The organism is Millisia brevis NBRC 105863, from assembly GCF_001552615.1.
GTDB classification, from domain to species: Bacteria; Actinomycetota; Actinomycetes; order Mycobacteriales; family Mycobacteriaceae; genus Millisia; species Millisia brevis.
The window spans coordinates 244290-269582 of sequence record NZ_BCRN01000003.1 but is presented as its reverse complement, the minus strand read 5'-3'; the positions used below and the strand labels follow the sequence as shown (position 1 = coordinate 269582).

Sequence of the window (25293 nt, the reverse complement as noted above, 5' to 3'; positions counted from 1 at the left end):
ACCGAATTAAAAGGATAGAAATACGTTCTATAGGTCACTCGGCTGATGGTGGTTGAGGTGCGGACCGCCGCGGTGAACACTCGTGTGGTGGCCGACGACGACATGAGCGACTTCACCCGCGAGGAAGTCGAGTTCGATGGCAAGACCCGCACGGTCTTTCGGATCGGAGAGGGGCCGGCGGTCATCGTGATCGCCGAGATTCCCGGCATCACCCCGAAGGTGCTCGAGTTCGCCCGGCGGCTGCCGGCGCTCGGCTGCACCGCGGTGCTGCCGCATCTGTTCGGTGTCCCCGGTCGCGATTCGAGTCTCCAGCAGCGCGGGTGGCCCGGCTATCTGTGGTCGGTCGCGTCGTCGATGGGTCCGGCGTGCGTCAGCCGCGAGTTCACCGTCTGGGCGTTGGGGAAGAGCTCGCCGGTTGTCGGGTGGTTGCGGCAGCTGGCCGCGCGCGAATACCAGCGCTGCGGCGGGCCGGGCGTCGGTGTCGTCGGGATGTGCTTCACCGGCGGCTACGCCCTGGCGATGGCCGTCGACGACATCGTGGTGGCGCCGGTGCTCTCCCAGCCGTCGATGCCCGCCCCGCTGACGCCGAGTCGGCGCCGGTCGATCGACATCTCGCCGACCGATCTGGCGCGGGTCAAGGAGCGGTGTGACGACGGATTGCAGGTGATGGGCCTGCGGTTCTGCGGCGACCGCGCCGTCCCGGCGGAGCGCTTCGCGTTTCTGCGCGAACAGCTCGGCGATGCCTTCATCGGAATCGAACTCGACGATGCCGCCGCGAACCCCGATCCGCCGATGCCGCCGCACGCGGTGCTGACCGAGCACCTGATCGACGAACCGGGTCAGCCGACGCGCGATGCCCTCGACCGGGTGCTGGACTTCTTCTCCGCCAAGCTGGTCGACTCCGCCACCTGAGTCCGCCCGTGACCCCGTTCGGGTGAGTGGGACGGCGCACGACAAGGGAGCCCCGTCGATGACGGAGCTCCCTGTGGTAGTCGGTGGTGGGATCAGGCGGTCGGGATCAGGTCCTTGCGCGAACGGACGTCGAGGTCGAGCAGCCAGGCGTCGCCGTTGCGGCGGAAGCCGATCTCCTCGTAGTACGGGTTGACCTGTGCCGGATGCGTCATGACGTGGCGGTAGCCGCGGCTGGTGAGCAGATCGCTGCGCCGCCAGACGAACTCGCCGGGGGTGAAGTCGCGGAACTTCGGGGTGACGTAGTCGAGCATGACCCGCGCGATCGTGCCGTCGCGGCGGATGACGACGACGCCGACGGTCTCGTCACCCTTGACGACGATGAACGCCTCCTCGCCGGGCAGAACCTCGCCGGTGAAGGTGGGCTGCAATTTGTTGATGTCCGAGGCGTGGCTGCGCAGGGTGTGGCGCAGGTACGCGTCGTCGGCGCCGACCTCGAAGACCTCGTAGGCGGCCTCGTCGTGCGCCTCGCGGCGCAGTCGGACGATGAAGTAGACGTTGATCAGGCTCGTGACCAGGTTCAGCGCGACCATCGGCCAGACGCCCATCAGGGCGTTGAACGTGATCAGCACCGATCCGCCGAGCAGATTCAGGATGCGGAACCGGAGGACTCGGCGCTGCAGCAGCGAGTACACCAGAAGTGCGCTGCCGCCCCAGCCGAGAAGCTCCAGCCAGTACGTGGCAAGCAAACTCATATAGTCATGATAGTCGAGTTTTCTATGAGTTACGATCATGTTACCTGGTGAGTTCACCCACACGTGCCGGGAATGAAGCCTCCAATCCGTCGCCGGGTTCGGTGTCCGAGTCGGTCCGCCTGCCGCGCACCGTGCACGGCGCTCGGCCGGCAGCCGGTGCACCCGAGTTGTTGGAGGACCTGGAGAACCTCGAACCCTGACGGGGATCGTCCCGATGACCGGATCGGATGAGCGGATTCATCCCAACGGGTGAGCACAGGGAGCGGCGACGCGCCGGAGACTTTCCAGGTATGAGCGCCACGCTGGATCCGACCATCGCCCCACACGTTCGTTCGCACACCGAACTCGTGCTGGACGAGATCACGCGCACCGTTCTGGCGGTGCGGCCGGACGACCTGGCCGCGGCCGCCGACGCGATCGAAGGAGCGCGGCGGGTCTTCGTCCTCGGTCTCGGACGATCCGGAATCGCGTTGCGGGCCTTGGGGATGCGGCTGATGCATCTCGGCATCGAGGTCCACATCGTCGGCGAGACAACAACTCCGGCGCTCGGCGACCGAGACGTCCTGGTCCTCGCCTCCGGATCGGGCACCACCGCCTCGATCGTGCGGGCGGCGACCACCGCCGCCGCGGTCGGAGCCTCGACCGTCGTCTTCACCACCGACCCGACCTCGCCCGCCGCACGCGACGCCCGGGTGGTGGTCGTCGTGCCCGCGGCCGCCAAGACCGACCTGGCGTCGGCGGCGTCGCAGCAGTACGCGGGCTCGCTCTTCGAGCAGTCCGTGCTGGTGCTCGGCGATGCGCTCTTCCACACCCTGTGGCGCCGAACCGGAGCGCCCGCCGAGGAGCTCTGGGCTCGGCACGCGAACCTCGAGTGATCCCGTCCCCGAAAGGAATTCCCATGACCGAGCTGCAAGTGGCGATCGACCTGCTCAGCACCGACGCCGCCCTCGAGCTGGCCGCCGCGGTGGCCCCGCACGTCGACATCATCGAACTGGGCACCCCGCTGATCAAGAGTGAAGGCCTGGCGGTGATCCGCGCGATCAAGGGCGCGCATCCCGACAAGACCGTCTTCGCCGACCTGAAGACCGCCGACGCCGGCGCACTCGAGGCGCGGATCGCCTTCGACGCCGGCGCCGATCTGGTGACCGTGCTCGGCTCCGCGGACGACTCCACGATCGTCGGGGCCGTCGGCGTCGCCAAGGAGAAGGGCAAGGGCATCGTCGTCGACCTGATCGGCGTCGAGGACAAGGCCGCCCGCGCCCGCGAGGTTCACGCCCTCGGTGTCGACTTCGTCGAATTCCACGCCGGGCTCGACGAGCAGGCCCAGCCGGGCTTCAGCCTCGAGACCCTGCTGACCGCGGGATCGACGGCGCAGGTGCCCTTCTCGGTCGCCGGCGGCGTCACCGTCGACACGATCGCCGACGTGCAGAAGGCCGGCGCCCGCGTCGCGGTGGTCGGTGGCGCGATCTACAGCGCCGCCGACCCCTCCGCGGCTGCCCGCGAACTGCGCGCCGCCATCGCGTGACGAACCGGCTTCGGCGCGGGACCGGCTGCCGCCACCGCGTCCCGCGCCGAAACCGAGCCCTGCGCCGAAACCGGTGGGGTCAGAGCTCGTTCGCGCCGATCGCCTTGGCGATCGCGGCCGCCCGCGAGGTGACGCCGAGCTTGCGGTAGAGCTGCCCGACATGCGTCTTGACGGTGTTCTCGCTGATGCCCAACTCGGCGGCGATCTGCCGGTTGCGCTTCCCGGCGACCAGCAGGCGCAGCACGTCGGCCTCCCGCGGCCCGAGGTCCCACTCCGCCGGCGCCTCGGCGTTCTGCGGCGGGTCCAAGGGGATGCTCACGTCGATCGCGGTACCCCAGTCGGGCACGATGTCGAAGACCGCCGTGCCCCCGAGCGCCTTGACCCGGGCGTTGAGCTCCCGGAACGCGGGATCGCTCGCGGTGAGCCGACCCGGCCCGTCGTCGCGCAGTCCGATCAGCAAACGTGCTCCATCGCAACCCCATTGGACTCGGACCCGACCGACATCGTCCTGTTCGTTGATCGCCAGGACCGCCGTGCGCACGATGGCGCGCGCCGCGTGGGCGACCTCGCCCGGCAACGCCCGGCCATCGGTCGGCGGCTCGACGAACTGCATCTGCACCCTGCCGAAGCGCGCCAACGGGCTCAGATCGTGCCGAAGTCGTTCGAAGGCCCGCGAGACGGGTTCCTCGGTGATCGTCACCACCAGGTCGTTGGCCGCCCGCGCCAGGATCAGCGCGTCGGTCGCGACGGTGGTCGCCACCGTCCGTGCCCGGGTGTCGTCGAGATCGCGACTGCGCAGCACGGCGAGCACCGATTCGAGATCCGCGGCGTGGCGTTCGGTCAACTCCGCCGTCGCCCGCTGCCGCTCGACCGAGACCGCGCGCGACCTCCGCAGATAGGACGGATCGGCCTCCGCGACCCGGTGCCGAATACGCGCCGCGACCACCTCCCAGACCGCCCGCAGGAACGCCCCGGCGTCCGTGTCGAGCGCGGTCGGGCCCGGTTCGCAGAGCACCAGCAGCGCCCCGGTCCCGGCGAGCAGGGCGTGGATCGGCCGTTCCGCGCCGCCGACCGCCCCGGAATCCACCGTGCCCGCTTGCAGCGTCGAGCGGATCTGCGCCAACTCGGACAGCGTCGCCCGATCGATGATCGTCGGATCGCCCGCCGTCTTCTGGGGGCGGCCGGTGCAGTCCTCGGTGAAGATCAGCAACGCGCGATGCGGAACGACATCGACGACCACCTCGCGCAGGCAGGCGGCGATGTCGTCGAGCGGGGCGGCGACCAGCGGGGACAGCCGTGCGATCGTCGCGGCGTCCCGGCCGTCGATCCGGCCGTCGACGGGGCCTGCGGTCGGTGGCACGGCCGGCACGTCACCTCTTCTCATCCTTCGATGGTGAGGGACGCGGCGGTCCCTCACCATCGATCGGCGCATCGGCGTATGAAAAACGGAGGTGTGGAAGCTAGAGCAGGACGTACACCTTCGTGACCGGCTCGACGGCTTCGATCCTGCCGGCCCAGCCCTCCGGCAGCCGGTACCCCTCACCCGCGGTCACGTCGACGCTCTCGCCGCCGACCGGGGTGAGGCGCAGGACGCCCGACAGGATGAAGGCGGCCTCCGGCTCGGGGATCGGGTCGTAGTCGAAGCCGTCCCGGTCCGCGGTCCAGATCGCCACGAATCCGGTCCCGTCCTCGGGACCCGCGAGCGGCAGCAGGCCGAAGGTCGGCGACCCGAAGGGGTGGACGTGCGGCGGGGCCTCGGTGGATACCGGTACATCGAGAGCGTCGACGAGGTCGACATCAAATTTCAGAAGAGCTTCGGGTGCGACGGACACGGCGCGACCTTTCGTGAAGAAGGGGGAGTGCTTCAGTGTCTGCGCATTCCACGAAACTTGTCAAGCGCATAGTTTCGCGAACGGACGAGATTCCCGTCACCGATCGGCGATGCGCACCTACCGGGCGCCGGCCTCCGACCGGGAGATCAACAGTGCCCGCAGCGATCCGAGCGCGCGGGATGCCGCCTCGTGGTCGCCGAAGACGGTCAGTTGGAAAACGATGCCGTCGAGAGCGGCGAAGGCCGCCCAGGCGAGATCGGGATCGTCGATACCGTTGCGCGCCAGTTCGCGTCGCATGGCCTCGCGGTAGACCTCGTAGACGCTGGTCAGGACGGGCAGCAGTTCCGGCCGCCGTCGGGCCTCGAGGGCGAGTTCGAATTGGAAGGCCTGGAGGTCTCGGTCGCCGGCGACCAGGTCGATCATCTCGGGGGAGAGGCGTCGGTAGCCGGGCTCATCGGTCTCGAAGCCCGCGGTGTCGAGGCTTTTGCGGACCGAATAGACGGCGGCTTCGTGGACGAGGGTCTCCCAGTCCCCGAAGTGATGGCGCACGAGGCCCTGTGTGACACCCGCCTCCGCCGCGACCGCCCGATAGGTCAGGCTCCGCAGGCCCCCGGTGGCGACGATGCTGATCGTCGCGTCGAGGAGGGCCTGCCGTCCCGTGCCGTAAGCAAGACTGCCCATCCGCTCGTCCGCCTCTCGTGGCCGTGATGTCCTCCGGTCAGGCTACGCGGACGCGCAGTCGTACCCGGGAAGGTCGTCGGCCGCGCATTTCGAGCCGGTTTCCGCGGGCCTTCGCCGGTTTCGGAACCATTGCCGCAGGTAAACGATTCGTTGCGAGAGAAACTATGCGATTGACAAGTTTGGCTATGCGTTTGCACAGTTGTTGGAGCCACAGCTCGACGCCACGTGCACCGCAGGGTCTCGAACCGACGGCAATCCTCCTGTCCCGCAGTACCTGCATCCGTTCCTGGAGACCCCATGACCAATTCCACGGAGCCGGCGACCCCGACGATCACGTTGAAGCGCAACACGCTCGGAGTCCCGGCCATCCTGTTCTTCGTCTTCTCCGCCCAGGCGCCGCTGACCGGCATCGTGGGCGCCGTCGCCTACTCGGTGGCCCTCGGCAACGGCGCCGGCGCACCCGGCGCCTATCTGCTCGTCGGCCTGGTGATCATCCTGTTCGCGGTCGGTTTCACTACGATCTCGCGGCATATCGACACCCGAGGCGGTTTCTACCCGATCGTGCAGGCCGGCCTCGGGCGCGGGATCGGCACCGGCGGAGCATTTCTCGCGCTCTGGTCCTACAACACGATCCAAGCCGCCATGTACGGGCTTCTCGGGGCCACGCTGGCCGGAATGTTCCCGGCGATGGCCTGGTGGATCTACGCGGTCGCCGCGATCGCAGTGGTCTGGGCGCTCGGCACCCGCGGTATCGAACTCGGGGCCCGCGTCCTGTCGGTCCTCGTTATCGCCGAAGTGGCTATCCTGCTGGCATTTTCGTTTGTGGTTCTGGTCACCACCGGCTGGGGTGATCTCGACATCGGCGCGAGCTTCGCGCCCTCCGCGATTGCGGTGGGTACCCCGGGCGTGGCGATCCTGTTCGCGATCGCCTCGATGTTCGGCTTCGAATCGACCGCGATCTACAGCGGCGAAGCGCGGGACCCCCGACGGACCGTGCCGCGGGCGACCTATCTGTCGGTCGTCTCGATCGCGATCTTCTTCGCCTTCGTCGTGTGGATGATCGTCGCCTACTACGGCTCCGGCGATGTGCAGGACGCCGCTCTCGCGACGCTGGCCGACGACCCGGCGATGTTCGTGCTCGAACCGCTGACAGCGGTACTGGGTCCGTGGGCCGCGACCGCCGCGCAAATCCTGCTGTGCACCTCGCTGTTGGCCGGCGTGCTGGCCTTCCACAACATGGTGACCCGCTACGTGCACTCGCTCGCCGACCGCGGATACCTGCCGCGGCGGCTTGCGCATACCAACGATCGGCACGCTCCGGCGGCAGCGTCGCTGGCGCAGACCGTGGTCGCGCTGATCCTGGTGATGCCCTTTGCGATCGCCGGACTCGATCCGTCGCGGACACTGTTCGCGTGGTTCAGCGGCGTCGCCGTGGCGGCTCTGGTGTTGCTCTACGTGCTGTCCTCGGTGGCGATCGTCGTCTACTTCCGCCGCACCCGCGTCGAGGCGAACATCTGGACGACGCTGATCGCCCCGGTCGCCGCGACGGTGCTGATGGTCGGCGAGCTCTATCTGATCGTCACCCAGTTCGGGATGCTCACCGGCAGTACCGGTCCCACCGGATGGCTGCTGCTCGCAACGGTGCCGGTGATGTTCCTCGCCGGTTGTCTGGTGTCCCGGCTGCGCTCCGGGGCCGTGCGCGCTCCGGCCGCGATCAGCGAACAGGACGCCTGATGGGCGCCGACCGGCGGCCGGGGTCGGTGGCGATCGTCGGCAGCGGTCCGGCCGGTTGCTATACCGCGCAGGCCCTGCGCCGACTGCGGCCGGATGCCAAGATCACCGTCATCGAGCGCCTGCCCGTCCCCTACGGGCTGGTGCGCTACGGGATCGCCGCCGATCACCAGGGGACGAAGAACGTCACCAAGCAGTTCGACCGGCTCTTCGAACGCGATGCGGTCGGCTTCGCAGGGAATGTCGCCGTCGGTCGGGATGTCACGCTGGAGACGCTGCGGGAGCTCTTCGACGCGGTGGTGATCGCCACCGGACTGCCGGCCGATCGAGTTCTCGGTCTCCCGGGTGAATCCCTGGTGGGCGTGCACGGTTCCGGCGCGTTCACCCGCTACCTCAACGGCTATCCCGACCAGGCCCTCGATGCGTGCGACCCGGGGACCGATGTGGTGGTGATCGGCGCCGGCAATGTCGCGATCGACGTGGTGCGTCTGCTCGCCGGGCGGGCCGAGGATCGCCGCGGCAGCGACCTGCACCCGGACACCGAGGCGGCCACGTTGACCGGTGGCATCGAGCGCATCACCCTGCTGGCCCGCTCCGCCCAGGCCGAGGTGCGCTGCGCGGCGGCGATGATCAACGAACTCGGTCGGATCGGCGGGCTGCGGTTCGAGGTGACCGGGCAGACCTGTACGCAGGGGTCGGCCGCGGCCCGCGCGATCGCCGAACTGCCCGGCTGTCACACCGACGATCATCGGCTCACCGTCGAACTGCGGTTCGGAGCTGCGCCGCTCGGCTTCGTCGGCGATGACCGGGTCGCCGGCGTCCGAGTCGCCGATGTCGACGGCGGCGTAGTGGTCATCCCGGCGACCGCGGTGATCACCGCGATCGGGTTCGCGGCCGGTAGCGGGTCCGACCCGGTGGGAGTCGATCGCCCACCCGGTGTCTTCACCGCCGGTTGGGCACATTTCGGGCCGCGCGGCGCCCTGCCCGACGCCCGCGCGGACGGCAGGCGCGTCGCAGCCGAGATCGATGCCCACCTCGCATCCGAGACGGGGCCGGATCGCGGCGGATTGGCCGCACTGCGCGACGTGCTGCCGTTCACCCCCGTCGACTTCGAGCGGTGGCGGCGCATCGACCGGGCCGAGATCTCGGCCGCCGATTCCGATCGGGCCCGCCGGAAGTTCCTGACTGCCGGCGAACTCCTCGCCGCGGCAACAGATCCCACCCTCGACGATGCGACAGCGATCGTCCCGACCGAAAGGCCGCCCGCATGACCATCCGCATTCTCTACGGCACCGAATCCGGCAACTCCGAGATGATCGCCGACGACATCGCCGGCGCCCTGACCGATACGGGCGAGGTCAGTGTCGCCGATCTGCAGGACACCGACCCCGCCGGGCTCTCCCGCGACGACCTGCACCTGATTGTCTGCTCCACGTACGGCGAGGGTGAGCTTCCCGCGTCGGCGCAGCCCTTCGTCGACCAACTCGCCTCCGACCGGCCCGATCTCGCGGGCGTTCGCTACGCGATCTTCGGGCTCGGCGACAGCGGCTACGCCGAGAGCTACAGCAAGGGCAGCGAGCATCTCGTCGCGCTGCTCGACGACCTCGGCGCCACCCGGATCGGCGAGTACGGCCGCCACGACGCCGCCGGCTTCGACGACGCCGCCGAACTTGCGACCGCCTGGGCGCAAGCGACGGTCACGCTGCCCACCGCGATCTGACGACCAGCCCCCTTTCCGAGAGGACACACCGTGAGTACCCACCCGATCGACAATCTGCTGCCGTTCGACTCCCCGGACTTTCGTGCCGACCCGTACCCCTACTACGCGCGCGCCAGGGACCTCGCGCCCGTCTACCGGCACCCGCTCGGCATGTGGGTGCTGACCCGCTACGAGGACGTCGCGAAGCTCGCCTACGACCGCAGCCTGTCGGTCGAGCAGATCGACTTCGGCCCCGCCGCCCCGCTGCACGACAGCGCCCTCGGCGCCGACGTCCCCCGCCACACGACGCTGCGCCGCGTGCTCAACAAATGGTTCACCCCCAAGGCGGTGCAGACCTGGCGTGCGCACACCCAACGGCATCTCGACGACGTACTCGCCGACATCGTCTCCCGCGGTGGCACATTCGACGCCGTGCTGGACCTCGCCTATCCGGTGACCTTCCGCACCGTCTGCGATCTGATCGGCATCCCCCCACTCGAGGCCATCGGAGTGCGCACGGCCACCTACGATCTGGGCGCCGGTCTGGGCACCAACCCCACCGAGGACGAACTCGCGGGGGTCGTCGAGGCGATGGACTGGTTCGTCGGTCACGCCGAGCACCTCGTGACCCTGCACACCGCGGCCTCCCCGGACGGCCTGCTGTCGTCGTTGCTGGCGATGGAGGCGACCGGGGACCTGACCCACGAGGAGGTTGTCGGCACGCTGACGCTGATCTTCGCCGTCGGACACCTCGACATCGGCTATCTGATCGTGCACGGGTTGCGCCTGTTCGCCGAACACCCCGAGATCGCGCGGGCCTACCGGGACGACGAGAGCGTGCGGGCGGCGATCGTCGAGGAGACGTTGCGCATCGACACGCCCGAACAGTTCATCACCCGGATGACGACCCAGCCGGTGACCGTCGGTGACGTCGACATCCCGGCGGGGGAGATCCTCATCCTGCTGATATCCGCGGCGAACAAGGATCCCGAGGTCTTCCCCGATCCGGACGTCTTCGATTTCCGGCGCGACAACTCCAAGGCCAAGCACCTCGCGTTCGGCGGTGGGCTGCACGGCTGCGCCGGTCAGGTCCTCGCCCGTGCCGAGGCCGAGGTCGTCTTCCGCACGATTACCGAACGATTCGACGGGGTGCGACCGGCCGGCCCGGTCACCTACGGGCACACCGATTTCATTCGCTCGATCTCTCACCTTCCGCTCACGCTCGGAACCGCGGACGCCGACCCGCGCCCGCTGTGACGCCGGGTTGTCGGTGTTACCGTTCGCCGGGTCCGTGGCCTTCCTCGTGTCCGGCTTCGCCGAGCTTCCAATAGCCGCGGATGTCGAAGCTGCGGCGGTCGAATCCCTTCTCGCGCACGTGCGTCTGCAGCGGTCGCATGCCGGTCGCCTCGCCGGCCGCCCAGACGAAGGTGTGCCCGTCGTCCTCGGGAAGCGCGGCGATCAGGGCGGCGGCGAGATCGGAGCCGGCCGAGCGATGCAGCCAGTGCAGCCGCAGCCCGGCCCGATCGACCGTCGCGCGCTCGCGAGTGGCGTCCTCGACGAGGACGAAGACGTCGAGCGCCGCGTCGTAGGGGGCCTCCTCGATCCACCGCTCGATCGCGGGCAGGCCGGTCTCGTCCGCGCCGACGACGTAGCGGTCGTATCCGGACGGATACGTCGAGGTGCCGCGCGGACCCATCACGCCGATGGCATCGCCCGGCGCCGCGCGCAGCGCCCAGCGGCCGGCGGGTCCGTGATCGTGCAGGACGAAATCGAGGGTCAACTCCCGCGCGATCGGATCGAAGGTGCGGATCGTGTAGTCGCGGATCGCGAGTTCGACACCCTCGGGTCGGACGATGCCGCGCTCGCCGACCTCGGGAAGTGTCACCTCGCCGGTCGTCTCGTCGGGGACGACGAGCTTGATGTGGTCCGCGACGCCCATGCGGGTGCGCGGCAGCGTGTCTTCCAGCTGATCGCCCCCGAGAACGATGCGTCGCATATCGGGGGAGAGGTCCTCGGTGCGCACGACGGTGAGGACCCGTGCCCGCACCGGGTAGCGCTGCCGGGTGATCCCGGCGGGTTCGACGTTGGTCACGATGTGCCTCCTGTGGCGTAATTTAGGTTTGTCACTAGACTAAGTTTGTCACAAACCTAATTCTGAAGGTGGAGGGAGCCGATGGCGAGGACGTCGACGGAGATCGGCCGCGAACTGCGGAGCCTGCTCGTACCGCTGCGGCGGGCCGTCACGCGCGCCGCGCCGGCCCCGACCCGAGCCGGCGGGCTCAGCGATGCCCAGATCGAACTCCTGCGGTGTCTGCAGGCCGGCGGGCAGATGACCACGAACGAGGTGGCGCAGCGGCTGCACCTCGCGCGGCCGACGGTGAGCAATCTGGTGAAAGGGCTGGCCACGGCAGGGATGGTCGAACGGGAGCTGTCGCCGCACGATTCGCGCATGGTGCTGATCAGCCTGTCGTCCGCCGCGCGGCAGATCCTCTCCGACGTCGACACCGGCCGGGCCGCGGCGATGCAGCGGGCCATCGACGGGCTCGACGAACCGGAGCGCGCCGCGATCGAAGCGGCGCTGCCCGCCCTGGGGCGCCTGCTTACGCTCCTGCGGGCGGACTCCCGGCATCACGATGAGGAGGAGGATGGGGATGAGTGAACAAGGAGAGGTAGCGGCGGGATCGGGCTCCGCCGGGGAGCGGATCGTCGTGATCGGCGGCAGCTCCGGCATCGGGTTGCGGGTCGCCGAGCTCGCGGCCGGGGGCGGTGCGGACATCGTGATCGCCGGCCGCGATCCGCAGCGACTGGATGCTGCCGTCGACGGGCTGCGGGCCCATGGCGCCGCCGTCGAGGGGGTGCGCCTCGACGCGCACGATCCGGACCAACGGGAGTCGTTCTTCGCGACGCTCGGGCCGTTCGATCACCTGGTGTCGACGATCGGTGTGCCGATGGGCGGCGGCTTCCTGTCGGCCCCGGCCGCCGAGATTCGGCGCACGATCGAGTCGAAGTTCTTCGCCAATCTCGCGATCGCGCGCCTGGCCGCCCCGCTCATCCGCGACGGTGGCTCACTGACGTTCACCTCCGGCACCGGCGGTCGGGCGCAGGACGCCGCCGGCAGCTACGTCGGCAACCTCGCCATCCACGCGCTGGTCGAAGGTCTCGCCGTCGAGCTCGCCCCGCGGGCCCGAGTCAATGCCGTCGCACCAACCTGGACACCGACCCCGCTGTGGAAGGACGTGTCCGAGGCGGAGCTGGCCGCGACCAAGGCGCGGTTCGCGAGCGCCATTCCGCTCGGTCGCACCGCGACGATCGACGAACTCGCCGACGCCTATCTGTTCCTCATCCACAACACCTTCATCACCGGTCAGCAGATCGCCGTCGACGGCGGCATCATGCTCGGCGGCTGACCGCTGCACCGAAGGCGGGAAGGTCCGGCCGGTGGAAGGCTTCCTCCCCGGTCGACCATCTGGGTGCGCGCAGATCCGCACTCCTCGTCGAGACCACGTCTCGCTCGGTGACGGACATCATCTTTCCGGGGTGCCCCCGGCAGGACTCGAACCTGCGACCTAGGGATTAGAAGGCCCTTGCTCTATCCACCTGAGCTACGGAGGCTTTGCCCGATACGGGCGAGCAGAGTATAGCCGGGTCGCACCGGCCGAGTGGTCACCTCGACCGACTCCCGCAACCGACCACCCGGGCGGCCCGGAATAAGCTGGATCGGTGACCCGAACGGACCAGCCCTCCACCATCGGGGCGCGACCCTTTCTGATCGGAGCCGCGGTCCTCGCCGCGGTGATCGTGGCTGCGGTGACCGTCATCACAGCAGGTCAGACCGTGGTTGGTCTGCCCGAAGCGGACGCGTTCACCGAATACGGCCTGCCGATCGTGCGGGCGTTGACCGAGATGGCGGCGGCCATCGCGATCGGCTGCCTGATGTTCGCCGCCTTCTTCGTACCGCCGCAGAGCAACGGCCTGCTCGATGTCGCCGGCTACCGGGCGGTGCGCATGGCCAGCGTCGCCGCGCTGCTCTGGGCGCTCGGTGCATTGTTGCTGATCCCGCTGACCCTCTCGGACGTCAGCGGGCAGCCGCTGTCGGTGGCGATCCTGCCGGAGAACCTCGTCGCGAGCGCCGGTCGGGTCGAGACCACGGTCGCCTGGATCCAGACCGCTGTGCTGGCCTTCGTCCTGGCGATCGCCGCCCGGTCGATCCTGCGGTGGGGCTGGACCCCGGTGCTGTTCGCCTTCGGTCTGGCGAGCCTGCTGCCGCTCGCGCTGACCGGCCACTCCTCGGCCGGCGGCGCGCACGACATCGCCACCAACTCGCTGATCATCCACCTCGTCGCCGCCGCCGTCTGGGCCGGCGGGCTGGTCGCCGTCCTGGCCTACGCCGTCCGCGGCGGCACCCACGTCGCGTTGGCGGTCCGCCGCTTCTCGACCGTCGCCGCGTGGGCGGTGGTCGCGCTCGCCGCCAGCGGCGTGATCAATGCGCTCGTGCGCCTGCCGATCAGCGCTCTCGGGTCGACCTACGGCGCCCTGGTGATCGCCAAGGCGACCGCGCTGATCCTGGTCGCGGTGCTCGGTTGGCAACAGCGCCGCCGCGTCGTCGACACGATCGAGGACGGCCGAGTCGACCGGTCGACCCTGGCCCGTCTGGCCGGCATCGAGGTGCTGATCTTCGGCGCGGTGATCGGCTTGGCGGTCGGTCTCGGACGCACCGCACCGCCCGAGTCGGCGGCGCGCATCCCCACCCAGCTCGAGACCGTCGTCGGATACGCCGTTTCCGGTCCGCCGACCTTCGCGCGGTTGATGCTCGATTGGCGCTTCGATCTGATCTACGGAACGCTCGCGATCCTGCTGGCGGTGCTGTACCTGATCGGGGTGCGCCGGCTGCGTCGGCGCGGTGACGCGTGGCCGGTCGGCCGGACGGTCGCCTGGTTGCTGGGCTGCGGGTTCCTGCTGTTCACGACGTCGTCCGGGATCGGGGTCTACGCCCCGCTGATGTTCAGCATCCACATGATCAGCCACATGATGCTCTCGATGCTGGTGCCGGTCCTGCTGGTGCTCGGTGGCCCGATCACCCTCGCCCTGCGGGCACTGCCGCCGGCCGGTCGTGGCGGCCCGCCCGGCCCGCGCGAGTGGATCCTCGCCGCCGTGCACAGCCCGGTCTCACGCTTCCTCACCCAGCCGTTGGTGGCCGCGACCCTCTTCGTCGGCGGCTTCTACGCGCTCTACCTCGGCGGCATTTTCGAGGCGACCGCGGGCAGCCACTTCGCGCATCTGCTGATGAATGCGCACTTCCTGGTCACCGGGTACCTCTTCTACTGGGTGGTCATCGGTGTGGACCCGGCACCGAAGCAGTACCCGCCGGTGGTGAAGCTGGCGATGGTGATCGGGTCGCTGCCCTTCCACGCCTTCTTCGGTGTCGCGATGATGAGCGCCGGTCAGGTGCTGGCGGAGCAGTACTACGCCAACCTGCAACTGCCCTGGGCGATCGATCTGTTCGAGGATCAACGCGTCGGCGGCGGCATCGCCTGGGCGGCCGGTGAGATCCCGCTGATGGTGGTGATCATCGCGCTGATGGTCCAGTGGGTGCGCAGCGACGAGCGATTGGCCCGTCGGATCGACCGCGCCGCCGACCGGGACGACGAGGCCGACCTCGCCGCCCACAACGCGATGTATCGAGAGCTCGCCCGCCGGGATCGGGAGAGCCAGAGCGGACGGTAGCCGACCGAATCGGCTCCCGGGAACCTCCCGGGCAACGGCCGGCCTCCCGGATGTAGGGCTGCCTAACGTCGGTCGCATGCAGACAACCCGGACAATCGACGACACCGACCGCGGGGCCCCGCGCCGAACCGCCGGATGGGTCGGCGCCGTCGTCCTCGCGGCGACCCTGGCGTTGGCCGGGTGCACCACCGCGACCACATCGACCGACACCGACCTGTCGACGACATCCGCAAGCGCCACCGACACCACCGATGCCGAGACGTCGAGCGATGTCGAGACCTCGGCCTCTACGACGGCCGAGACGATCACCGATACCGCGGCGGCCGCGCAGGCGTTCCTGGCGACCCTCTCCGACGAGCAGATCGCACAGGTGACCTACGCCTACGACGACGAGACCAAGACCACCTCCTGGTCGAACTTCCCGGTCACCTTCGTCGAACGCGCCGGGCTGAACCTCGCGGACCTGACCGACGAACAGCGGGCCGCGGCGATGACCGTGCTCGAGGCGCTGCTCAGCGACGCCGGCTACGAGACGGTCACCGGCATCATCGGCGGCGACCAGTTCCTGCACGACTACAGCAACAGCACCGAGGACTCCCTCGGCCAGTACTACATCGCCTTCTTCGGCGACCCCTCCGACAGCAGCGCCTGGGAGGTCCAGTTCGGCGGCCACCACCTCGGCATCAACGCCACCCTCGACGGCGCCGACGACGCGATCACCTTCGCGCCGACCCACCTCGGATCGCAGCCCGCCGTCTACACCGACGACGCGGGCAACGAGGTCCAGCCGCTCGCCGGCATGTACGACAGCGCCTTCGCCTTCTACGACAGCCTGACCGACGCCCAGAAGCAGCAGCTCTACCAGGGCGAGGACATCTCCAACCTCACCTGCGCGCCCGGCGGCACCTGCGACTACCCGACCGGCACCGGCATCTCCGGAGCCGACCTGACCGACGAACAGAAGCAACTGCTGCTCGACGTGATCGCCAACTGGGTCGGCCTGTCCGACGAGCAGACCACCGCGACCGCGCTCGCCGCGATCGAGGCGACCCTCGACGAGACCTACGTCAACTGGTCCGGTGCGACGACCTACGACATGACGCAGGGCGACGGCATCCACTTCCAGATCTCCGGCCCGAACGTCTACATCGAATTCGCCAACCAGCAGGGCTCCGCGGGCGCCGACGTCGACGGCTACATCACCTCCGGATGGGGGCACATCCACACGATCTACCGCGACCCGACCAACGACTACGCGAACAGCGTCACGCAGCAGGCGGCGTCCGGACCGGGCGGCGGGGCCGGCCCCGATGGTGGATCGGCCCCCGACGGTGGAACTCCGCCCGCGGGCGGGCCGACCGGTGCCGGCGGCAGCTGATCGTGCCGACGCGGCGCGAAACCCGATTGAACCCCGGCGTCGGCTACCCCAGACTGGTGACCCATGGGTCACGTGGAGCTCTCCGGCATTCGCTACGAGCTGCCCGATGGCCGCGTCCTGCTCGACGACGTGTCGTTCCGGGTGGGGGAGGGCGCGAAGGTGGCGCTCGTCGGGGCGAACGGCGCCGGCAAGACCACCCTGCTGCGGATCGTCACCGGGGAGATCTCCCCGCACGACGGGACCGTGGTGCGATCCGGTGGTCTCGGGGTGATGCGGCAGATGGTCGCCGCCGGCTCCCAGACCGTGCGCGATCTGCTGCTGTCGGTGGCGCCGCCGCGGGTGCGGGCGGCGGCCGAAGCGGTCGACGCCGTCGAACTGGAACTGATGGACAACGACGACGACGCCACCCAGATGCGCTACGCCAACGCGCTCGCCGAGTACGGGGACGCGGGCGGCTACGACGCGGAGGTGATCTGGGACGCCTGCTGCACCGAGGCCCTCGACATCCCGTTCGACCGCGCCCGGTGGCGCGACCTGTCGACCCTGTCGGGTGGCGAACAGAAGCGCCTGGTGCTCGAGTCGCTGCTGCGCGGGACGGATCAGGTCCTGCTGCTCGACGAGCCCGACAACTTCCTCGACGTACCGGGCAAGCTGTGGCTCGAGGAGCGCATCAACGCGACGCCCAAGACGATCCTGTACGTCAGCCACGATCGGGAGCTGTTGGCAAACACCGCCACCCGCGTGGTGACCGTCGAACTCGGCGCCGCGGGCAACACCGCGTGGGTGCATCCCGGCGGCTTCGCGACCTACCACGAGGCGCGCGCGGACCGCTTCGCCCGCCTCGAGGAACTGCGTCGCCGCTGGGACGAGGAGCATCAGAAGCTGCGCGACCTGGTGATGATGTACAAGCAGAAGGCCGCGTACAACGACGGTCTCGCGTCCCGCTATCAGGCCGCCCAGACTCGGCTGCGCAAGTTCGAGGAGATCGGCCCGCCGCAACAGATCCCGCGCGAGCAGCAGGTCAACGTGCGGCTGGCGGGTGGGCGGACCGCAAAGCGCGCCGTGGTCTGCGAGCAGCTCGAGCTGAGCGGATTGATGAAGCCGTTCGACCTCGAGGTGTGGTTCGGCGAACGGGTCGCGGTGCTCGGCTCCAACGGCTCCGGCAAGTCGCACTTCCTGCGGCTGCTGGCCGCCGGCGGGTCGGACCCGGACATCGAACATCAACCGGTGGGGGACGTGCCGATCGAGCCGGTGCGGCACGCCGGCGTCGCTCGCCTGGGCGCGCGGGTGCGGCCCGGCTGGTTCGTCCAGACCCACGAGCATCCCGAACTGATCGGCCGCACCCTGCTCGAGATCCTGCATCACGGCGACGAGCACCGCAGCGGGATGGGACGCGAGCAGGCCGCCCGCCGATTGGACCGCTACGAGTTGGCGGGCTCGGCCGAGCAACGCTTCGAGTCGCTGTCGGGTGGACAGCAGGCGCGGTTCCAGTTGCTGCTGCTCGAGCTGTCCGGAGCGACGCTGTTGCTGCTCGACGAGCCGACCGACAACCTCGACGTGCAATCGGCCGAAGCGCTGGAGGAGGGATTGCAGCGGTTCGAGGGAACGGTCATCGCCGTCACCCACGACCGCTGGTTCGCCCGCGGCTTCGACCGCTTCCTGGTCTACGGCTCCGACGGGTCGGTCTACGAATCGGACGAGCCGGTATGGGACGAGCGGCGCGTCGAGCGCACGCGGTAGCTCACCCCGCCGTGCGGGACTACGGCAGAAACCGGGAGAACTCCGGCGGGCCGAATCGCAGCGGCAGCGCGCCCGGACGACGCAGGACGTCCTCGATCCGGACGGTGACCAGCCGCTCGGCCCCGGGATGTCGGCCGGGATCGGGCGTGGCGTAGTCGACCGTCGCCCGACCGGAGATGTGCAGCAGGTCTCCGCTGTCGAAGCGGGGGATCAGCAGGCCGATGCGCGGGTCGAGGTCGATATTGCCCAGGGTGTTGAACATCGAGTTGCCCGCGTAGTCGGGGAACCGCAGCGTCGCCGCGTCGATCACCTCGACACATCCGGGTGCGCCGCCGCGATGGCTGACATCGGCGCCGTCCGGTGCGGTCGATGCCAGGAAGAATGTGTCGGCCGACGCCACGGTCGCGGCGTCGATATCCGACAGCTGCTCGCCGGCCGATGCCGCGGCCGTCGCGACATCGACCGACTCGAGCGGTAGTCGGCGCTGGATGTACTTCATGCAGTTCGGGTAGGCCTGCGCCACGGTCAGCGTCAGACCGGGAAGCCCGGCGCCGTCGTGATCGTCGGTCAGGGTGCCGTTGATCCGCGCCCGGAAGCGGCGTCCCGGATCGATCGCCAGCAGCGCCAGCGGCGCCGGAGCCCGCAGGCCGGCCAGCGGATCGCCGGGCAGGGGCGACCCCGAGATCGACACCGTCGACGGATCGGGGGCCGCGAGAAACCCGGGCGGGCCGGTGCGCACGCTCGCCCGGACCCGGCCGGCGGAGTCGATCGCCCCGAGCACGATCCACGGCTGGGTGCCGAGGAACTGCGCCAGCCGCGGCGGCACGAACGACCGGATCGAGGCCCCGACCCGCGTCGCCTCGGCGGACCGGCCGGTCCGGGCCTGCACCTCCAGCTCCCCGGCGTGATAGCTCATCGTCAGAAGAAGCCGCAGCTGGGCTGTCCGTGGGTGAGCGGCTCCCGATCCCCGAGGCCCGACGCCGTGCAGATCTCGATGCGCAATCCGTCGGGATCGGTGCAGAAGATGCCGCCCGATTCGAGGCCGGGCATGTGGGGGAGCACCTCGTCGTAGATCAGGGGGACGCCGAGGGCGCGCAGACGCTCGACGGCGGTCTCGACGTCCTGCGGGGTCGGCACGTCGAAGGCCAGATGGTGCAGTCCCGGAGCGCCGGGCGCGAAGTCGCCCGAACTCTGCTGCCAGAGCGTCAGGACCAGGACCGAGTCGCGACCGAGGAAGGCGTATCGGTGGTCCGGATCGCCGCTCTCGGCGATCACGTCGAATCCGAAGACGTCGCGGTAGAAGGTCAACGAGCGGGCCAGGTCGCTGACGTTCAAGGCGACGTGACCGGTGCGGGCCGCGGTGATCGGCGCGGTCGCCGCCGGGGCTGCGGACGCTCCGGTATCGGCAGGTGCGGACATGGGGGACTCCCGTCGTCGGTGGCGGCTATCGGATCGGAATATAACCGTCTAAAGAGAGTTTGTAGGTTATCGAGCGCAGGGGTCAAGAGGGCAGACGGAATCGGCCTCGCGCGATGATGGGAGCGAAGCTTCGAGCGGGAAAGGGAGAGTGCGATGAGACGGGTCGACCCGCGTCCGCTGCTCGGTGAACCCCTACCGCTCGATCTGCTCAATACGCATTGGATCGAGCGCGGCGAGCTGCAGGACTTGCTGGAGACGGTCGACGGTGTCGCCATCTGGTTGGCGTCGTCGTCGATTCCCGCGGCGGAGCGACCGGCCGCCGGCGAGGAGTTGCGGCTGCGATTGTGCGAGACCCGCGAGGCGATTCAGGCGGTCGCCGAGCACCCGGCATCGGTGGATGCGCGTTCGGCATTCAACGCGATCCTGGCGCGCGGGCACCGTCGTCGTCGGCTCGCCGAGGCCCCCCAGCCGGGCGCCGGCGGGCGATCGTTGTCGACGGTGGTCGCGGAACCGGGCTGGGAGGTGCCCTGGACGATTGCCGACACCTACCTCGACCTGCTCGATCGCTCCGCGGACCGGATTCGTCGGTGCCAACATCCGGAATGCGTGCTGTGGTACCTGGACACCAGCAAGTCGGGGAATCGACGGTGGTGCTCGATGAGCATCTGCGGCAACCGGGCGAAGGCCGCGCGGCACTACCGTCGGCAGGCCGACTGAGTCCGAACGGGACATTCGGATGTGCCCGGGCTACGCTCCACGCCGACACACACGACGGTGCGGGAATCCGATGGAAATTCGGAGCGGTCGCGCCACTGTGACCGGCCCGTGCGGGCCGGGAGCCAGACCTCACCCGTCGTGACATCCACCCACCGGGCCGCGAGTTGCCCAGAGGAGTTGTCGGTGACGGCTGCCCGTACCACGCGCTCGGCGCTCGTGATGGTGGTGCTCCTCGCCGCACTCGTGCCGAGCGCGCTGATCGGTGTCACGCTCGGTGCCGAACCGCTGCCGCTCGCCACGGTGGCCGATGTCGTGGCCGCTCGCTTCACCGGCGCCGCCGTCTCGCCCGGGCTCGACACGATCGTCTGGGAGTTGCGGATGCCGCGCACCCTGCTGGCGATCATCGTCGGTGCCGGGCTCGCGCTCGCGGGCGCGGCGATGCAGACCCTGGTGACCAACCCGCTCGCCGATCCGTACCTGTTGGGGATCTCCTCGGGCGCATCGGTCGGCGCGGTCGCCGTATTGACCACCGGTTTCCTCGCCGGCGCGGGGACCTGGGCGCTGTCCGGCGGCGCGCTGCTCGGGGCGCTGGCGGCGGGCGCGATCGTCCTGACCGTCGTGCTCGCCTCGGGCGGAATCACGCCGTTGCGGCTGATCCTGACCGGGACGGTGCTCGCCGCCGCCTTCTCCTCGATCGCGAGCTTCCTGGTCTTCCGCAGCAAAGACCCGTCGGCGGCGGAGTCGGCGATGTTCTGGTTGCTCGGATCGTTTGCGGGCGCCGACCGAACCAAACTGCTCGCTCCGGCGATCGTCGTCGCCATCGGCGCGATCGCGCTGCTCGCCGTCGCCGGTTGGCTCGACGCGTTGATGCTCGGCCCGACGACCGCCGCCTCGCTCGGGGTTCCGGTCCCGCAGTTGCGGCTGGCACTGGTGATCGTGCTCGCGCTGGTCGTCTCGGTGCTGGTGGCGGTGTCCGGCGGAATCGGCTTCGTCGGTCTGGTCGTCCCGCACCTCGCTCGCCTGCTGGTCGGGCCCCGCCACCGCGCCTTGCTGCCGGCCGCGATGCTGGCCGGCGCGCTGTTCATGGTGTGGGTCGACCTGGGCACCCGGGTGCTGACCCGGCCCGTCGAGATCCCGGTGTCGGTCCTGACCGGCATCATCGGCGCGCCGGTCTTCCTGATCCTGATGTCCCGCCGCCGGTACTCCTTCGCCGGGACGACATGACCACGCTCACCGTTACCGGGCTCTCCTGCACCGCGGGTCGGCGGCGGCTGCTCGACGAGGTGTCCTTCGTCGCCGAACCCGGCGAGGTTCTCGGCCTGGTCGGGCCCAACGGCGTCGGCAAGTCGACATTGCTGCGGACGATCGCCGGTCTCGACGCGCCCGCAGCGGGGACGGTTCACGTCGGCGACGTCGATGTGCACGCCGTCGGAGCTCGGCGGCGCGCCCGGTTGGTGGCCTTGCTCGCCCAGGAGGAGGTTCCGGAGGCGGAGTTGACCGTGGAACAGGTTGTCGCCCTGGGCCGCACACCGTTCCTTCCGCCGTGGGGCGGCTCGGCGGATCCGGTCGACCGTCGCGCGATCGCCGGGGCATTGGCGATGGTCGAGATGCAGGCGACGGCCCTCCGCTCGGTGACCACCCTCTCCGGTGGCGAACGGCGGCGGGTCCTGCTGGCCCGCACGCTCGTCCAGGACACCGCGGTGCTGCTGCTGGACGAGCCGACCAACCATCTCGACATCGCCCACGCGATGGCGGTGCTCGAACTGATCCGCGCCACCTCCCGCACCGTCGTCGTGTCGTTGCACGACCTCGCCCTCGCGCGGCGCTTCTGCGACCGGATCGTGGTGCTCGCCGGCGGCACCTCCCGACCTCCCGCACCTGCGGGTGAAGCGCTCAGTCCGCCCGTCCTGGCCGAGGTCTTCGACGTTCATGCGATCGAACTGGTCGACCCCGCCACGGGTACCCCGCACCTCGTCGTCATCACCCCCATCACCAGGAAAGGCAACCGATGAAACGCAGCACCCTCGCCGCGCCGGCGCTGCTGACGGTCGTCCTCGCGACCGTCACAGCCTGCTCGTCCGGCTCCGAGACCGCCGCGGTCGACGCGCAGACGATCACGATCACCAACTGCGATACCGACCTCGAATTCCCCTCGCCCGCCCAGCGCCTCTTCGTCAACGACGGCAACATGATCTCGATGGCCCTCGCGCTCGGCGCGCAGGATCAGGTGGTCGCGGTGTCGAGCATGCAGCGCGATGCCGAGACGTTGGCCCGCCATTACGGTCAGGATGTGGTCGACGGGCTCAATCAGGTGGCGCCGGAGTACCCGTCGCGCGAGACGGTGCTGGCGCAGGACCCCGACACGATGATCGCCGGTTGGAACTACGGCTACTCCGAGGACAAGAACCTCACACCGGACAGCCTGCGCGCCGACGGAATTCCCGCCTACACACTCACCGAGAGCTGCCGGCAGACCGACGGGGAGCGCGCCCGCGGCACCGTGCCGCCATGGGATGCACTGCGCGCCGACCTGACCAATATCGGCGAGATCACCGGCCGCGCCGACACCGCGCAGGACGTGATCGCCGACGTCGACGAGCGGCTCGCAGCCCTCGAATCCGCGCCGCAGGCGCAGACTCCGCCGACGATCTTCCTGTTCGACAGTGCGACGGACACCGTCTACACCAGCGGCCGGTTCGGTGCCCCACAGGCGATCATCGAGGCAGCCGGCGCCGTCAGCGCGACGGCGGATATCGACGACACCTGGGTGGCGGTCTCCTGGGAGCGGATCGCCGCGGCGAACCCCGACGCGTTCCTCTTCGTCGACTACCCGCCGCAGACCTTCGCCGAGAAGATCGAGCTGCTGCGCACTCGGCCCGGCTTTGCCGACCTTCCGGCGGTGCGCGACTCACGCTTCCTGAATCTGCCGTACGCGCTGTGGACCTCCGGGCCGCTCAATGTCGACGCCGCCGAGCAGGTGCGAGCGCGGCTCGAGCAATGGCAGCTCGTCCCCGAGTCGGGCATCGTTCCGAAGTTCGACGACTCGGTACCCGCCTGATCGTTCCGTTCGTCCCCACCGTGACGAGGGCCCGCAACCGTCCGAGGATGCGGGCCCTCGGCCGGGGAGCCGGAGGTCAACCGCGCGGGCGACCGGTCGGCAGTTCGGGGCCGATCGCGACGGACGAACCGGGTGTGCGCCCCCTGCCCCACCCGATCCGTGCGCGGTAGGTCCCGATCTGCTCGGTCGGGAGCCGGCGGTGCGGCCGCGGATCCGGACCCGATTCCGGACTGACGTAGAGCGCGTCGGCGGGGCAATAGGCCTCGCACATGAAGCAGGTCTGGCAGTCCGACTGGCGGGCGATGATCGGGATGCCGTCGGTGCCGTGATCGAAGACGTTGGTGGGGCAGGCGAGCACACACTTGTCGCAGCCGATGCAGGCATCGGCGAGCACCACCTCGATCATGCGACGCGCGCCGCGATGCCCGGGTCCCGCGAGGCATCGGAGGGTGCCGTTCGGCGCGTCCACACCGTGTCGAGGCCCCCGGTCAGAACGTGTCCGCGCTGCGCCGGATCGAGGTCCGGGTAGTCCTCGCGCTTGCTCATCCCGCGACTCTCGGTCCGCGCGAGCGCCGATGCGTACATCCAGCGGCCGACGGCGGTGATCGCCGCGACCTCGCGGGCGCGGACCCGGCCCGCCGCGTCGCCGGCCCCGAAGTCCGGGTCCGAGACCGCATCCCACACGTCGTCGAGCCCGCGCTGCGCCGCCGACATGCGATCACCCGACCGCAGGTAGTTCCGCTCGACGGGCAGCAGGTGCGATTGCGCCGCCGCCAGCACCTCCGCCGGCCGCGTCCCCGCCGGCCGCGCCCGGACCCCGATCGCGATCGTCCCCGCGCCGCGCGGATTCGATGCCGTCCGGATGCGTGAACCGAGCGCGTCGTGGGCGGCCGCGGCGCCGGCGAAGCTGCCGGACGCCATCGCCCAGGCCGCATTGTGGCTGCCGCCGCCGGTGAATCCGCCGCAGATCCGCTCCCGGGTGGCGGCGTCGCCGGCCGCATAGAGACCGGGCACCCCGGTGCGGCAATCCTCGTCGAAAAGGTCGATCCCGCCCGTCCCGCGGACCGTGCCCTCGGCCAGCAGATCGACCTCGAACAGATCGGTGAACGGGTCGATTCCGCGTCGATCGAACTGCAGGAAGAAGTTCGGCTGCCCCAGGCGCATCTGTGCGGCGACCGTCGCGTCGGCGCGATCGAGCCGGGCGAAGACCTTCTCGTCCAGCAGGGTCCTCGCGATCACCGAACGCCCGACCAACGAGCCCGCACCCTCGAGGATCGAGCCGTCGGCACGGTAGAAATTCGCGTAGCCGTAGTAGGCGGTCTTGGTGATCGTCGAGCCCTTGGGGGCGATCCCGTAGGCGTTGGAGAACTCCATCCCGGAGAAGTGCGCGCCGACCTCGGCGGCCATCAACGCGCCGTCGCCGGTGTCGACATTGGTGCCCAACGCCCGCGACAGGAAGGCGCAGCCGCCGGTCGCCAGAATCACCGCACCGGCCCGGACGCGGTAGTCGCGACCCTCCTGGCGGCGGTAGCCGGCGGCGCCCGCCACCCGGCCGTGCGTGTCGACCAGCAACTCCAGCGCGGGGGAGTGATCGAGGATGCGCACCCCGCGTCGCTGCACCCAGGCGCGCATCCGCCGCATGTACTCGGGTCCCTGGACCCCGGTGCGGATCGGCTCGCCGGTCGCGGGATCGACCGGGTACGGGTAGCGACCCTCGTCGCCGAGTCGGTGCATATTGCGATAGGTCCGCTCGAGGACGCGGTCCATCCAGTTGTGGTCGGCGAGGTTGCCGCCGGGACGTTCGCGGCTCGCCTTCGCCGCCTCCCGCGCCGCGGGATCGGGGGCGACGTACCAGACCCCGGTGCCCGCCGGCGCGGTCGCGCCCGAGGTGCCGCAATAGCCCTTGTCGACCAGGACCACCTCGGCGCCGTTCTCGCGTGCGTACAACGCCGCCCACGTCGCGGCGGGTCCGCCGCCGATGACCAGAACATCGGTGGTCAGGGTGGGATCGTCGACCATATCGGGCCTCCTCCCGCCCCGGCCCGGGCCATTCCCGGCAGCGAGCGGACGATCGTCACGGTAGGTGCCCGTGTGGGACCCGAACCATGGTTGGGATCATCGCGAG

At 69.8% G+C, this 25293-nt stretch carries 26 protein-coding genes and 1 tRNA gene; 17 read left to right on the top strand and 10 right to left on the bottom strand.

Annotation, left to right across the window (positions count from 1 at the left end; genetic code table 11):
• The first annotated feature begins 87 nt into the window (after positions 1-87).
• Complete coding sequence (locus MB1_RS06015) at positions 88-912, top strand: dienelactone hydrolase family protein (protein WP_066905032.1); 825 nt, start codon at positions 88-90, stop codon at positions 910-912.
• A 92-nt stretch (positions 913-1004) separates the two neighbouring features.
• Here the strand turns inward: MB1_RS06015 and MB1_RS06010 are convergent, their stop codons facing one another.
• Positions 1005-1664 carry a hypothetical protein gene (locus MB1_RS06010; RefSeq protein WP_066904759.1) on the bottom strand — a complete coding sequence of 220 codons (660 nt, stop codon included), beginning with the start codon at positions 1662-1664 and terminating at the stop codon, positions 1005-1007.
• A 47-nt stretch (positions 1665-1711) separates the two neighbouring features.
• Here MB1_RS06010 and MB1_RS25970 point away from each other — a divergent pair, with 47 nt between their 5' ends.
• The 3 genes from MB1_RS25970 (at position 1712) to hxlA (ending at position 3189) form a co-directional block, all read left to right on the top strand.
• The gene (locus MB1_RS25970) at positions 1712-1864 is read left to right on the top strand and encodes a hypothetical protein (RefSeq protein WP_169801603.1); all 153 of its coding nucleotides are present in this window, start codon (positions 1712-1714) and stop codon (positions 1862-1864) included.
• A 90-nt stretch (positions 1865-1954) separates the two neighbouring features.
• The gene (gene hxlB, locus MB1_RS06005; protein WP_066904757.1) at positions 1955-2539 is read left to right on the top strand and encodes a 6-phospho-3-hexuloisomerase; all 585 of its coding nucleotides are present in this window, start codon (positions 1955-1957) and stop codon (positions 2537-2539) included.
• A gap of 23 nt (positions 2540-2562) precedes the next feature.
• Positions 2563-3189 (top strand): 3-hexulose-6-phosphate synthase, encoded by a 627-nt coding sequence (gene hxlA / locus MB1_RS06000; protein ID WP_066904754.1) that lies wholly within the window; start codon positions 2563-2565, stop codon positions 3187-3189.
• 79 nt (positions 3190-3268) lie between these two features.
• On the opposite strand, the gene MB1_RS26775 is transcribed toward hxlA, so the two are convergent.
• The 3 genes from MB1_RS26775 to MB1_RS05985 all read right to left on the bottom strand — a co-directional run bounded on the left by MB1_RS26775 (position 3269) and on the right by MB1_RS05985 (position 5702).
• On the bottom strand, positions 3269-4573 hold the full coding sequence (locus MB1_RS26775) for a LuxR C-terminal-related transcriptional regulator (protein WP_084350996.1): 1305 nt from the start codon (positions 4571-4573) through the stop codon (positions 3269-3271).
• 76 nt (positions 4574-4649) lie between these two features.
• On the bottom strand, positions 4650-5021 hold the full coding sequence (locus MB1_RS05990) for a cupin domain-containing protein (protein WP_066904753.1): 372 nt from the start codon (positions 5019-5021) through the stop codon (positions 4650-4652).
• A gap of 117 nt (positions 5022-5138) precedes the next feature.
• Entirely contained in the window at positions 5139-5702 is a 564-nt protein-coding gene (locus tag MB1_RS05985) for a TetR/AcrR family transcriptional regulator (RefSeq protein WP_066904751.1), read from the bottom strand.
• Between the two features lie 297 nt (positions 5703-5999).
• On the opposite strand from MB1_RS05985, the gene MB1_RS05980 reads away from it, so the two are divergent.
• The 4 genes from MB1_RS05980 to MB1_RS05965 are packed head-to-tail and all read left to right on the top strand — an operon-like array spanning position 6000 to position 10389.
• Positions 6000-7436: an APC family permease gene (locus MB1_RS05980; RefSeq protein ID WP_066904749.1), complete on the top strand. Its 1437-nt coding sequence runs from the start codon at positions 6000-6002 to the stop codon at positions 7434-7436.
• Positions 7436-8704 (top strand): FAD-dependent oxidoreductase, encoded by a 1269-nt coding sequence (locus MB1_RS05975; protein ID WP_066904747.1) that lies wholly within the window; start codon positions 7436-7438, stop codon positions 8702-8704. The genes MB1_RS05980 and MB1_RS05975 overlap by 1 nt, the downstream gene beginning before the upstream one ends.
• Positions 8701-9153 carry a flavodoxin domain-containing protein gene (locus tag MB1_RS05970; protein ID WP_066904745.1) on the top strand — a complete coding sequence of 151 codons (453 nt, stop codon included), beginning with the start codon at positions 8701-8703 and terminating at the stop codon, positions 9151-9153. Before MB1_RS05975 ends, MB1_RS05970 begins: the two co-directional genes overlap by 4 nt.
• Before the next feature lie 30 nt (positions 9154-9183).
• Positions 9184-10389 carry a cytochrome P450 gene (locus MB1_RS05965; protein WP_066904743.1) on the top strand — a complete coding sequence of 402 codons (1206 nt, stop codon included), beginning with the start codon at positions 9184-9186 and terminating at the stop codon, positions 10387-10389.
• A 16-nt stretch (positions 10390-10405) separates the two neighbouring features.
• On the opposite strand, the gene MB1_RS05960 is transcribed toward MB1_RS05965, so the two are convergent.
• Positions 10406-11224 carry a siderophore-interacting protein gene (locus MB1_RS05960; RefSeq protein ID WP_066904741.1) on the bottom strand — a complete coding sequence of 273 codons (819 nt, stop codon included), beginning with the start codon at positions 11222-11224 and terminating at the stop codon, positions 10406-10408.
• An 81-nt stretch (positions 11225-11305) separates the two neighbouring features.
• Between MB1_RS05960 and MB1_RS05955 the strand changes: the two genes are divergently transcribed.
• Both MB1_RS05955 and MB1_RS05950 read left to right on the top strand, forming a co-directional pair.
• Positions 11306-11791: a MarR family winged helix-turn-helix transcriptional regulator gene (locus MB1_RS05955; protein WP_066904739.1), complete on the top strand. Its 486-nt coding sequence runs from the start codon at positions 11306-11308 to the stop codon at positions 11789-11791.
• Positions 11784-12539 carry an SDR family oxidoreductase gene (locus tag MB1_RS05950; protein WP_066904737.1) on the top strand — a complete coding sequence of 252 codons (756 nt, stop codon included), beginning with the start codon at positions 11784-11786 and terminating at the stop codon, positions 12537-12539. The genes MB1_RS05955 and MB1_RS05950 overlap by 8 nt, the downstream gene beginning before the upstream one ends.
• Positions 12540-12670: 131 nt before the next feature.
• Here the strand turns inward: MB1_RS05950 and MB1_RS05945 are convergent.
• Positions 12671-12744, bottom strand: a tRNA-Arg gene (locus MB1_RS05945).
• A 108-nt stretch (positions 12745-12852) separates the two neighbouring features.
• On the opposite strand from MB1_RS05945, the gene MB1_RS05940 reads away from it, so the two are divergent.
• The 3 genes from MB1_RS05940 (at position 12853) to MB1_RS05930 (ending at position 17974) form a co-directional block, all read left to right on the top strand.
• A complete protein-coding gene (locus tag MB1_RS05940; protein ID WP_066904735.1) occupies positions 12853-14856 on the top strand; it encodes a bifunctional copper resistance protein CopD/cytochrome c oxidase assembly protein in 2004 nt (667 codons plus the stop codon).
• 76 nt (positions 14857-14932) lie between these two features.
• Entirely contained in the window at positions 14933-16234 is a 1302-nt protein-coding gene (locus tag MB1_RS05935; RefSeq protein WP_084350990.1) for a DUF3500 domain-containing protein, read from the top strand.
• Between the two features lie 63 nt (positions 16235-16297).
• Positions 16298-17974, top strand: a complete 1677-nt coding sequence (locus MB1_RS05930; protein WP_066904733.1) for an ABC-F family ATP-binding cassette domain-containing protein — start codon at positions 16298-16300, stop codon at positions 17972-17974.
• Between the two features lie 19 nt (positions 17975-17993).
• Here the strand turns inward: MB1_RS05930 and MB1_RS05925 are convergent, their stop codons facing one another.
• Both MB1_RS05925 and MB1_RS05920 read right to left on the bottom strand, forming a co-directional pair.
• A complete protein-coding gene (locus tag MB1_RS05925) occupies positions 17994-18890 on the bottom strand; it encodes a pyridoxamine 5'-phosphate oxidase family protein (protein WP_066904731.1) in 897 nt (298 codons plus the stop codon).
• A gap of 2 nt (positions 18891-18892) precedes the next feature.
• The gene (locus MB1_RS05920) at positions 18893-19393 is read right to left on the bottom strand and encodes a VOC family protein (RefSeq protein ID WP_084350988.1); all 501 of its coding nucleotides are present in this window, start codon (positions 19391-19393) and stop codon (positions 18893-18895) included.
• A 153-nt stretch (positions 19394-19546) separates the two neighbouring features.
• Here MB1_RS05920 and MB1_RS05915 point away from each other — a divergent pair, with 153 nt between their 5' ends.
• The 4 genes from MB1_RS05915 (at position 19547) to MB1_RS05900 (ending at position 23168) form a co-directional block, all read left to right on the top strand.
• A complete protein-coding gene (locus MB1_RS05915; RefSeq protein ID WP_066904729.1) occupies positions 19547-20110 on the top strand; it encodes a CGNR zinc finger domain-containing protein in 564 nt (187 codons plus the stop codon).
• 219 nt (positions 20111-20329) lie between these two features.
• A complete protein-coding gene (locus MB1_RS05910; protein WP_066904727.1) occupies positions 20330-21334 on the top strand; it encodes a FecCD family ABC transporter permease in 1005 nt (334 codons plus the stop codon).
• Entirely contained in the window at positions 21331-22122 is a 792-nt protein-coding gene (locus tag MB1_RS05905) for an ABC transporter ATP-binding protein (RefSeq protein ID WP_066904725.1), read from the top strand. Before MB1_RS05910 ends, MB1_RS05905 begins: the two co-directional genes overlap by 4 nt.
• Positions 22119-23168: an ABC transporter substrate-binding protein gene (locus MB1_RS05900; RefSeq protein ID WP_066904723.1), complete on the top strand. Its 1050-nt coding sequence runs from the start codon at positions 22119-22121 to the stop codon at positions 23166-23168. Before MB1_RS05905 ends, MB1_RS05900 begins: the two co-directional genes overlap by 4 nt.
• A 76-nt stretch (positions 23169-23244) precedes the next feature.
• Here the strand turns inward: MB1_RS05900 and MB1_RS05895 are convergent, their stop codons facing one another.
• Together MB1_RS05895 and MB1_RS05890 are read right to left on the bottom strand one after the other, a co-directional pair.
• On the bottom strand, positions 23245-23574 hold the full coding sequence (locus MB1_RS05895) for a 4Fe-4S dicluster domain-containing protein (protein WP_066905024.1): 330 nt from the start codon (positions 23572-23574) through the stop codon (positions 23245-23247).
• Complete coding sequence (locus MB1_RS05890; protein ID WP_066904721.1) at positions 23571-25187, bottom strand: FAD-dependent oxidoreductase; 1617 nt, start codon at positions 25185-25187, stop codon at positions 23571-23573. The genes MB1_RS05895 and MB1_RS05890 overlap by 4 nt, the downstream gene beginning before the upstream one ends.
• Positions 25188-25293: the final 106 nt, after the last annotated feature.

What these genes read in the sequence shown, in the direction of transcription:
- MB1_RS05895 (WP_066905024.1), bottom strand. Translation starts at nt 23,574, where the DNA reads ATGATCGAGGTGGTGCTCGCCGATGCCTGCATCGGCTGCGACAAGTGT.
- MB1_RS05950 (WP_066904737.1), top strand. Translation starts at nt 11,784, where the DNA reads ATGAGTGAACAAGGAGAGGTAGCGGCGGGATCGGGCTCCGCCGGGGAG.
- MB1_RS05955 (WP_066904739.1), top strand. Translation starts at nt 11,306, where the DNA reads ATGGCGAGGACGTCGACGGAGATCGGCCGCGAACTGCGGAGCCTGCTC.
- hxlB (WP_066904757.1), top strand. Translation starts at nt 1,955, where the DNA reads ATGAGCGCCACGCTGGATCCGACCATCGCCCCACACGTTCGTTCGCAC.
- MB1_RS05985 (WP_066904751.1), bottom strand. Translation starts at nt 5,702, where the DNA reads ATGGGCAGTCTTGCTTACGGCACGGGACGGCAGGCCCTCCTCGACGCG.
- MB1_RS05980 (WP_066904749.1), top strand. Translation starts at nt 6,000, where the DNA reads ATGACCAATTCCACGGAGCCGGCGACCCCGACGATCACGTTGAAGCGC.
- MB1_RS05930 (WP_066904733.1), top strand. Translation starts at nt 16,298, where the DNA reads ATGGGTCACGTGGAGCTCTCCGGCATTCGCTACGAGCTGCCCGATGGC.
- MB1_RS05975 (WP_066904747.1), top strand. Translation starts at nt 7,436, where the DNA reads ATGGGCGCCGACCGGCGGCCGGGGTCGGTGGCGATCGTCGGCAGCGGT.
- MB1_RS05925 (WP_066904731.1), bottom strand. Translation starts at nt 18,890, where the DNA reads ATGAGCTATCACGCCGGGGAGCTGGAGGTGCAGGCCCGGACCGGCCGG.
- MB1_RS05935 (WP_084350990.1), top strand. Translation starts at nt 14,933, where the DNA reads ATGCAGACAACCCGGACAATCGACGACACCGACCGCGGGGCCCCGCGC.
- MB1_RS05910 (WP_066904727.1), top strand. Translation starts at nt 20,330, where the DNA reads ATGGTGGTGCTCCTCGCCGCACTCGTGCCGAGCGCGCTGATCGGTGTC.
- MB1_RS05970 (WP_066904745.1), top strand. Translation starts at nt 8,701, where the DNA reads ATGACCATCCGCATTCTCTACGGCACCGAATCCGGCAACTCCGAGATG.
- MB1_RS05905 (WP_066904725.1), top strand. Translation starts at nt 21,331, where the DNA reads ATGACCACGCTCACCGTTACCGGGCTCTCCTGCACCGCGGGTCGGCGG.
- hxlA (WP_066904754.1), top strand. Translation starts at nt 2,563, where the DNA reads ATGACCGAGCTGCAAGTGGCGATCGACCTGCTCAGCACCGACGCCGCC.
- MB1_RS06010 (WP_066904759.1), bottom strand. Translation starts at nt 1,664, where the DNA reads ATGAGTTTGCTTGCCACGTACTGGCTGGAGCTTCTCGGCTGGGGCGGC.
- MB1_RS05915 (WP_066904729.1), top strand. Translation starts at nt 19,547, where the DNA reads ATGAGACGGGTCGACCCGCGTCCGCTGCTCGGTGAACCCCTACCGCTC.
- MB1_RS26775 (WP_084350996.1), bottom strand. Translation starts at nt 4,573, where the DNA reads ATGAGAAGAGGTGACGTGCCGGCCGTGCCACCGACCGCAGGCCCCGTC.
- MB1_RS05890 (WP_066904721.1), bottom strand. Translation starts at nt 25,187, where the DNA reads ATGGTCGACGATCCCACCCTGACCACCGATGTTCTGGTCATCGGCGGC.
- MB1_RS05920 (WP_084350988.1), bottom strand. Translation starts at nt 19,393, where the DNA reads ATGTCCGCACCTGCCGATACCGGAGCGTCCGCAGCCCCGGCGGCGACC.
- MB1_RS05900 (WP_066904723.1), top strand. Translation starts at nt 22,119, where the DNA reads ATGAAACGCAGCACCCTCGCCGCGCCGGCGCTGCTGACGGTCGTCCTC.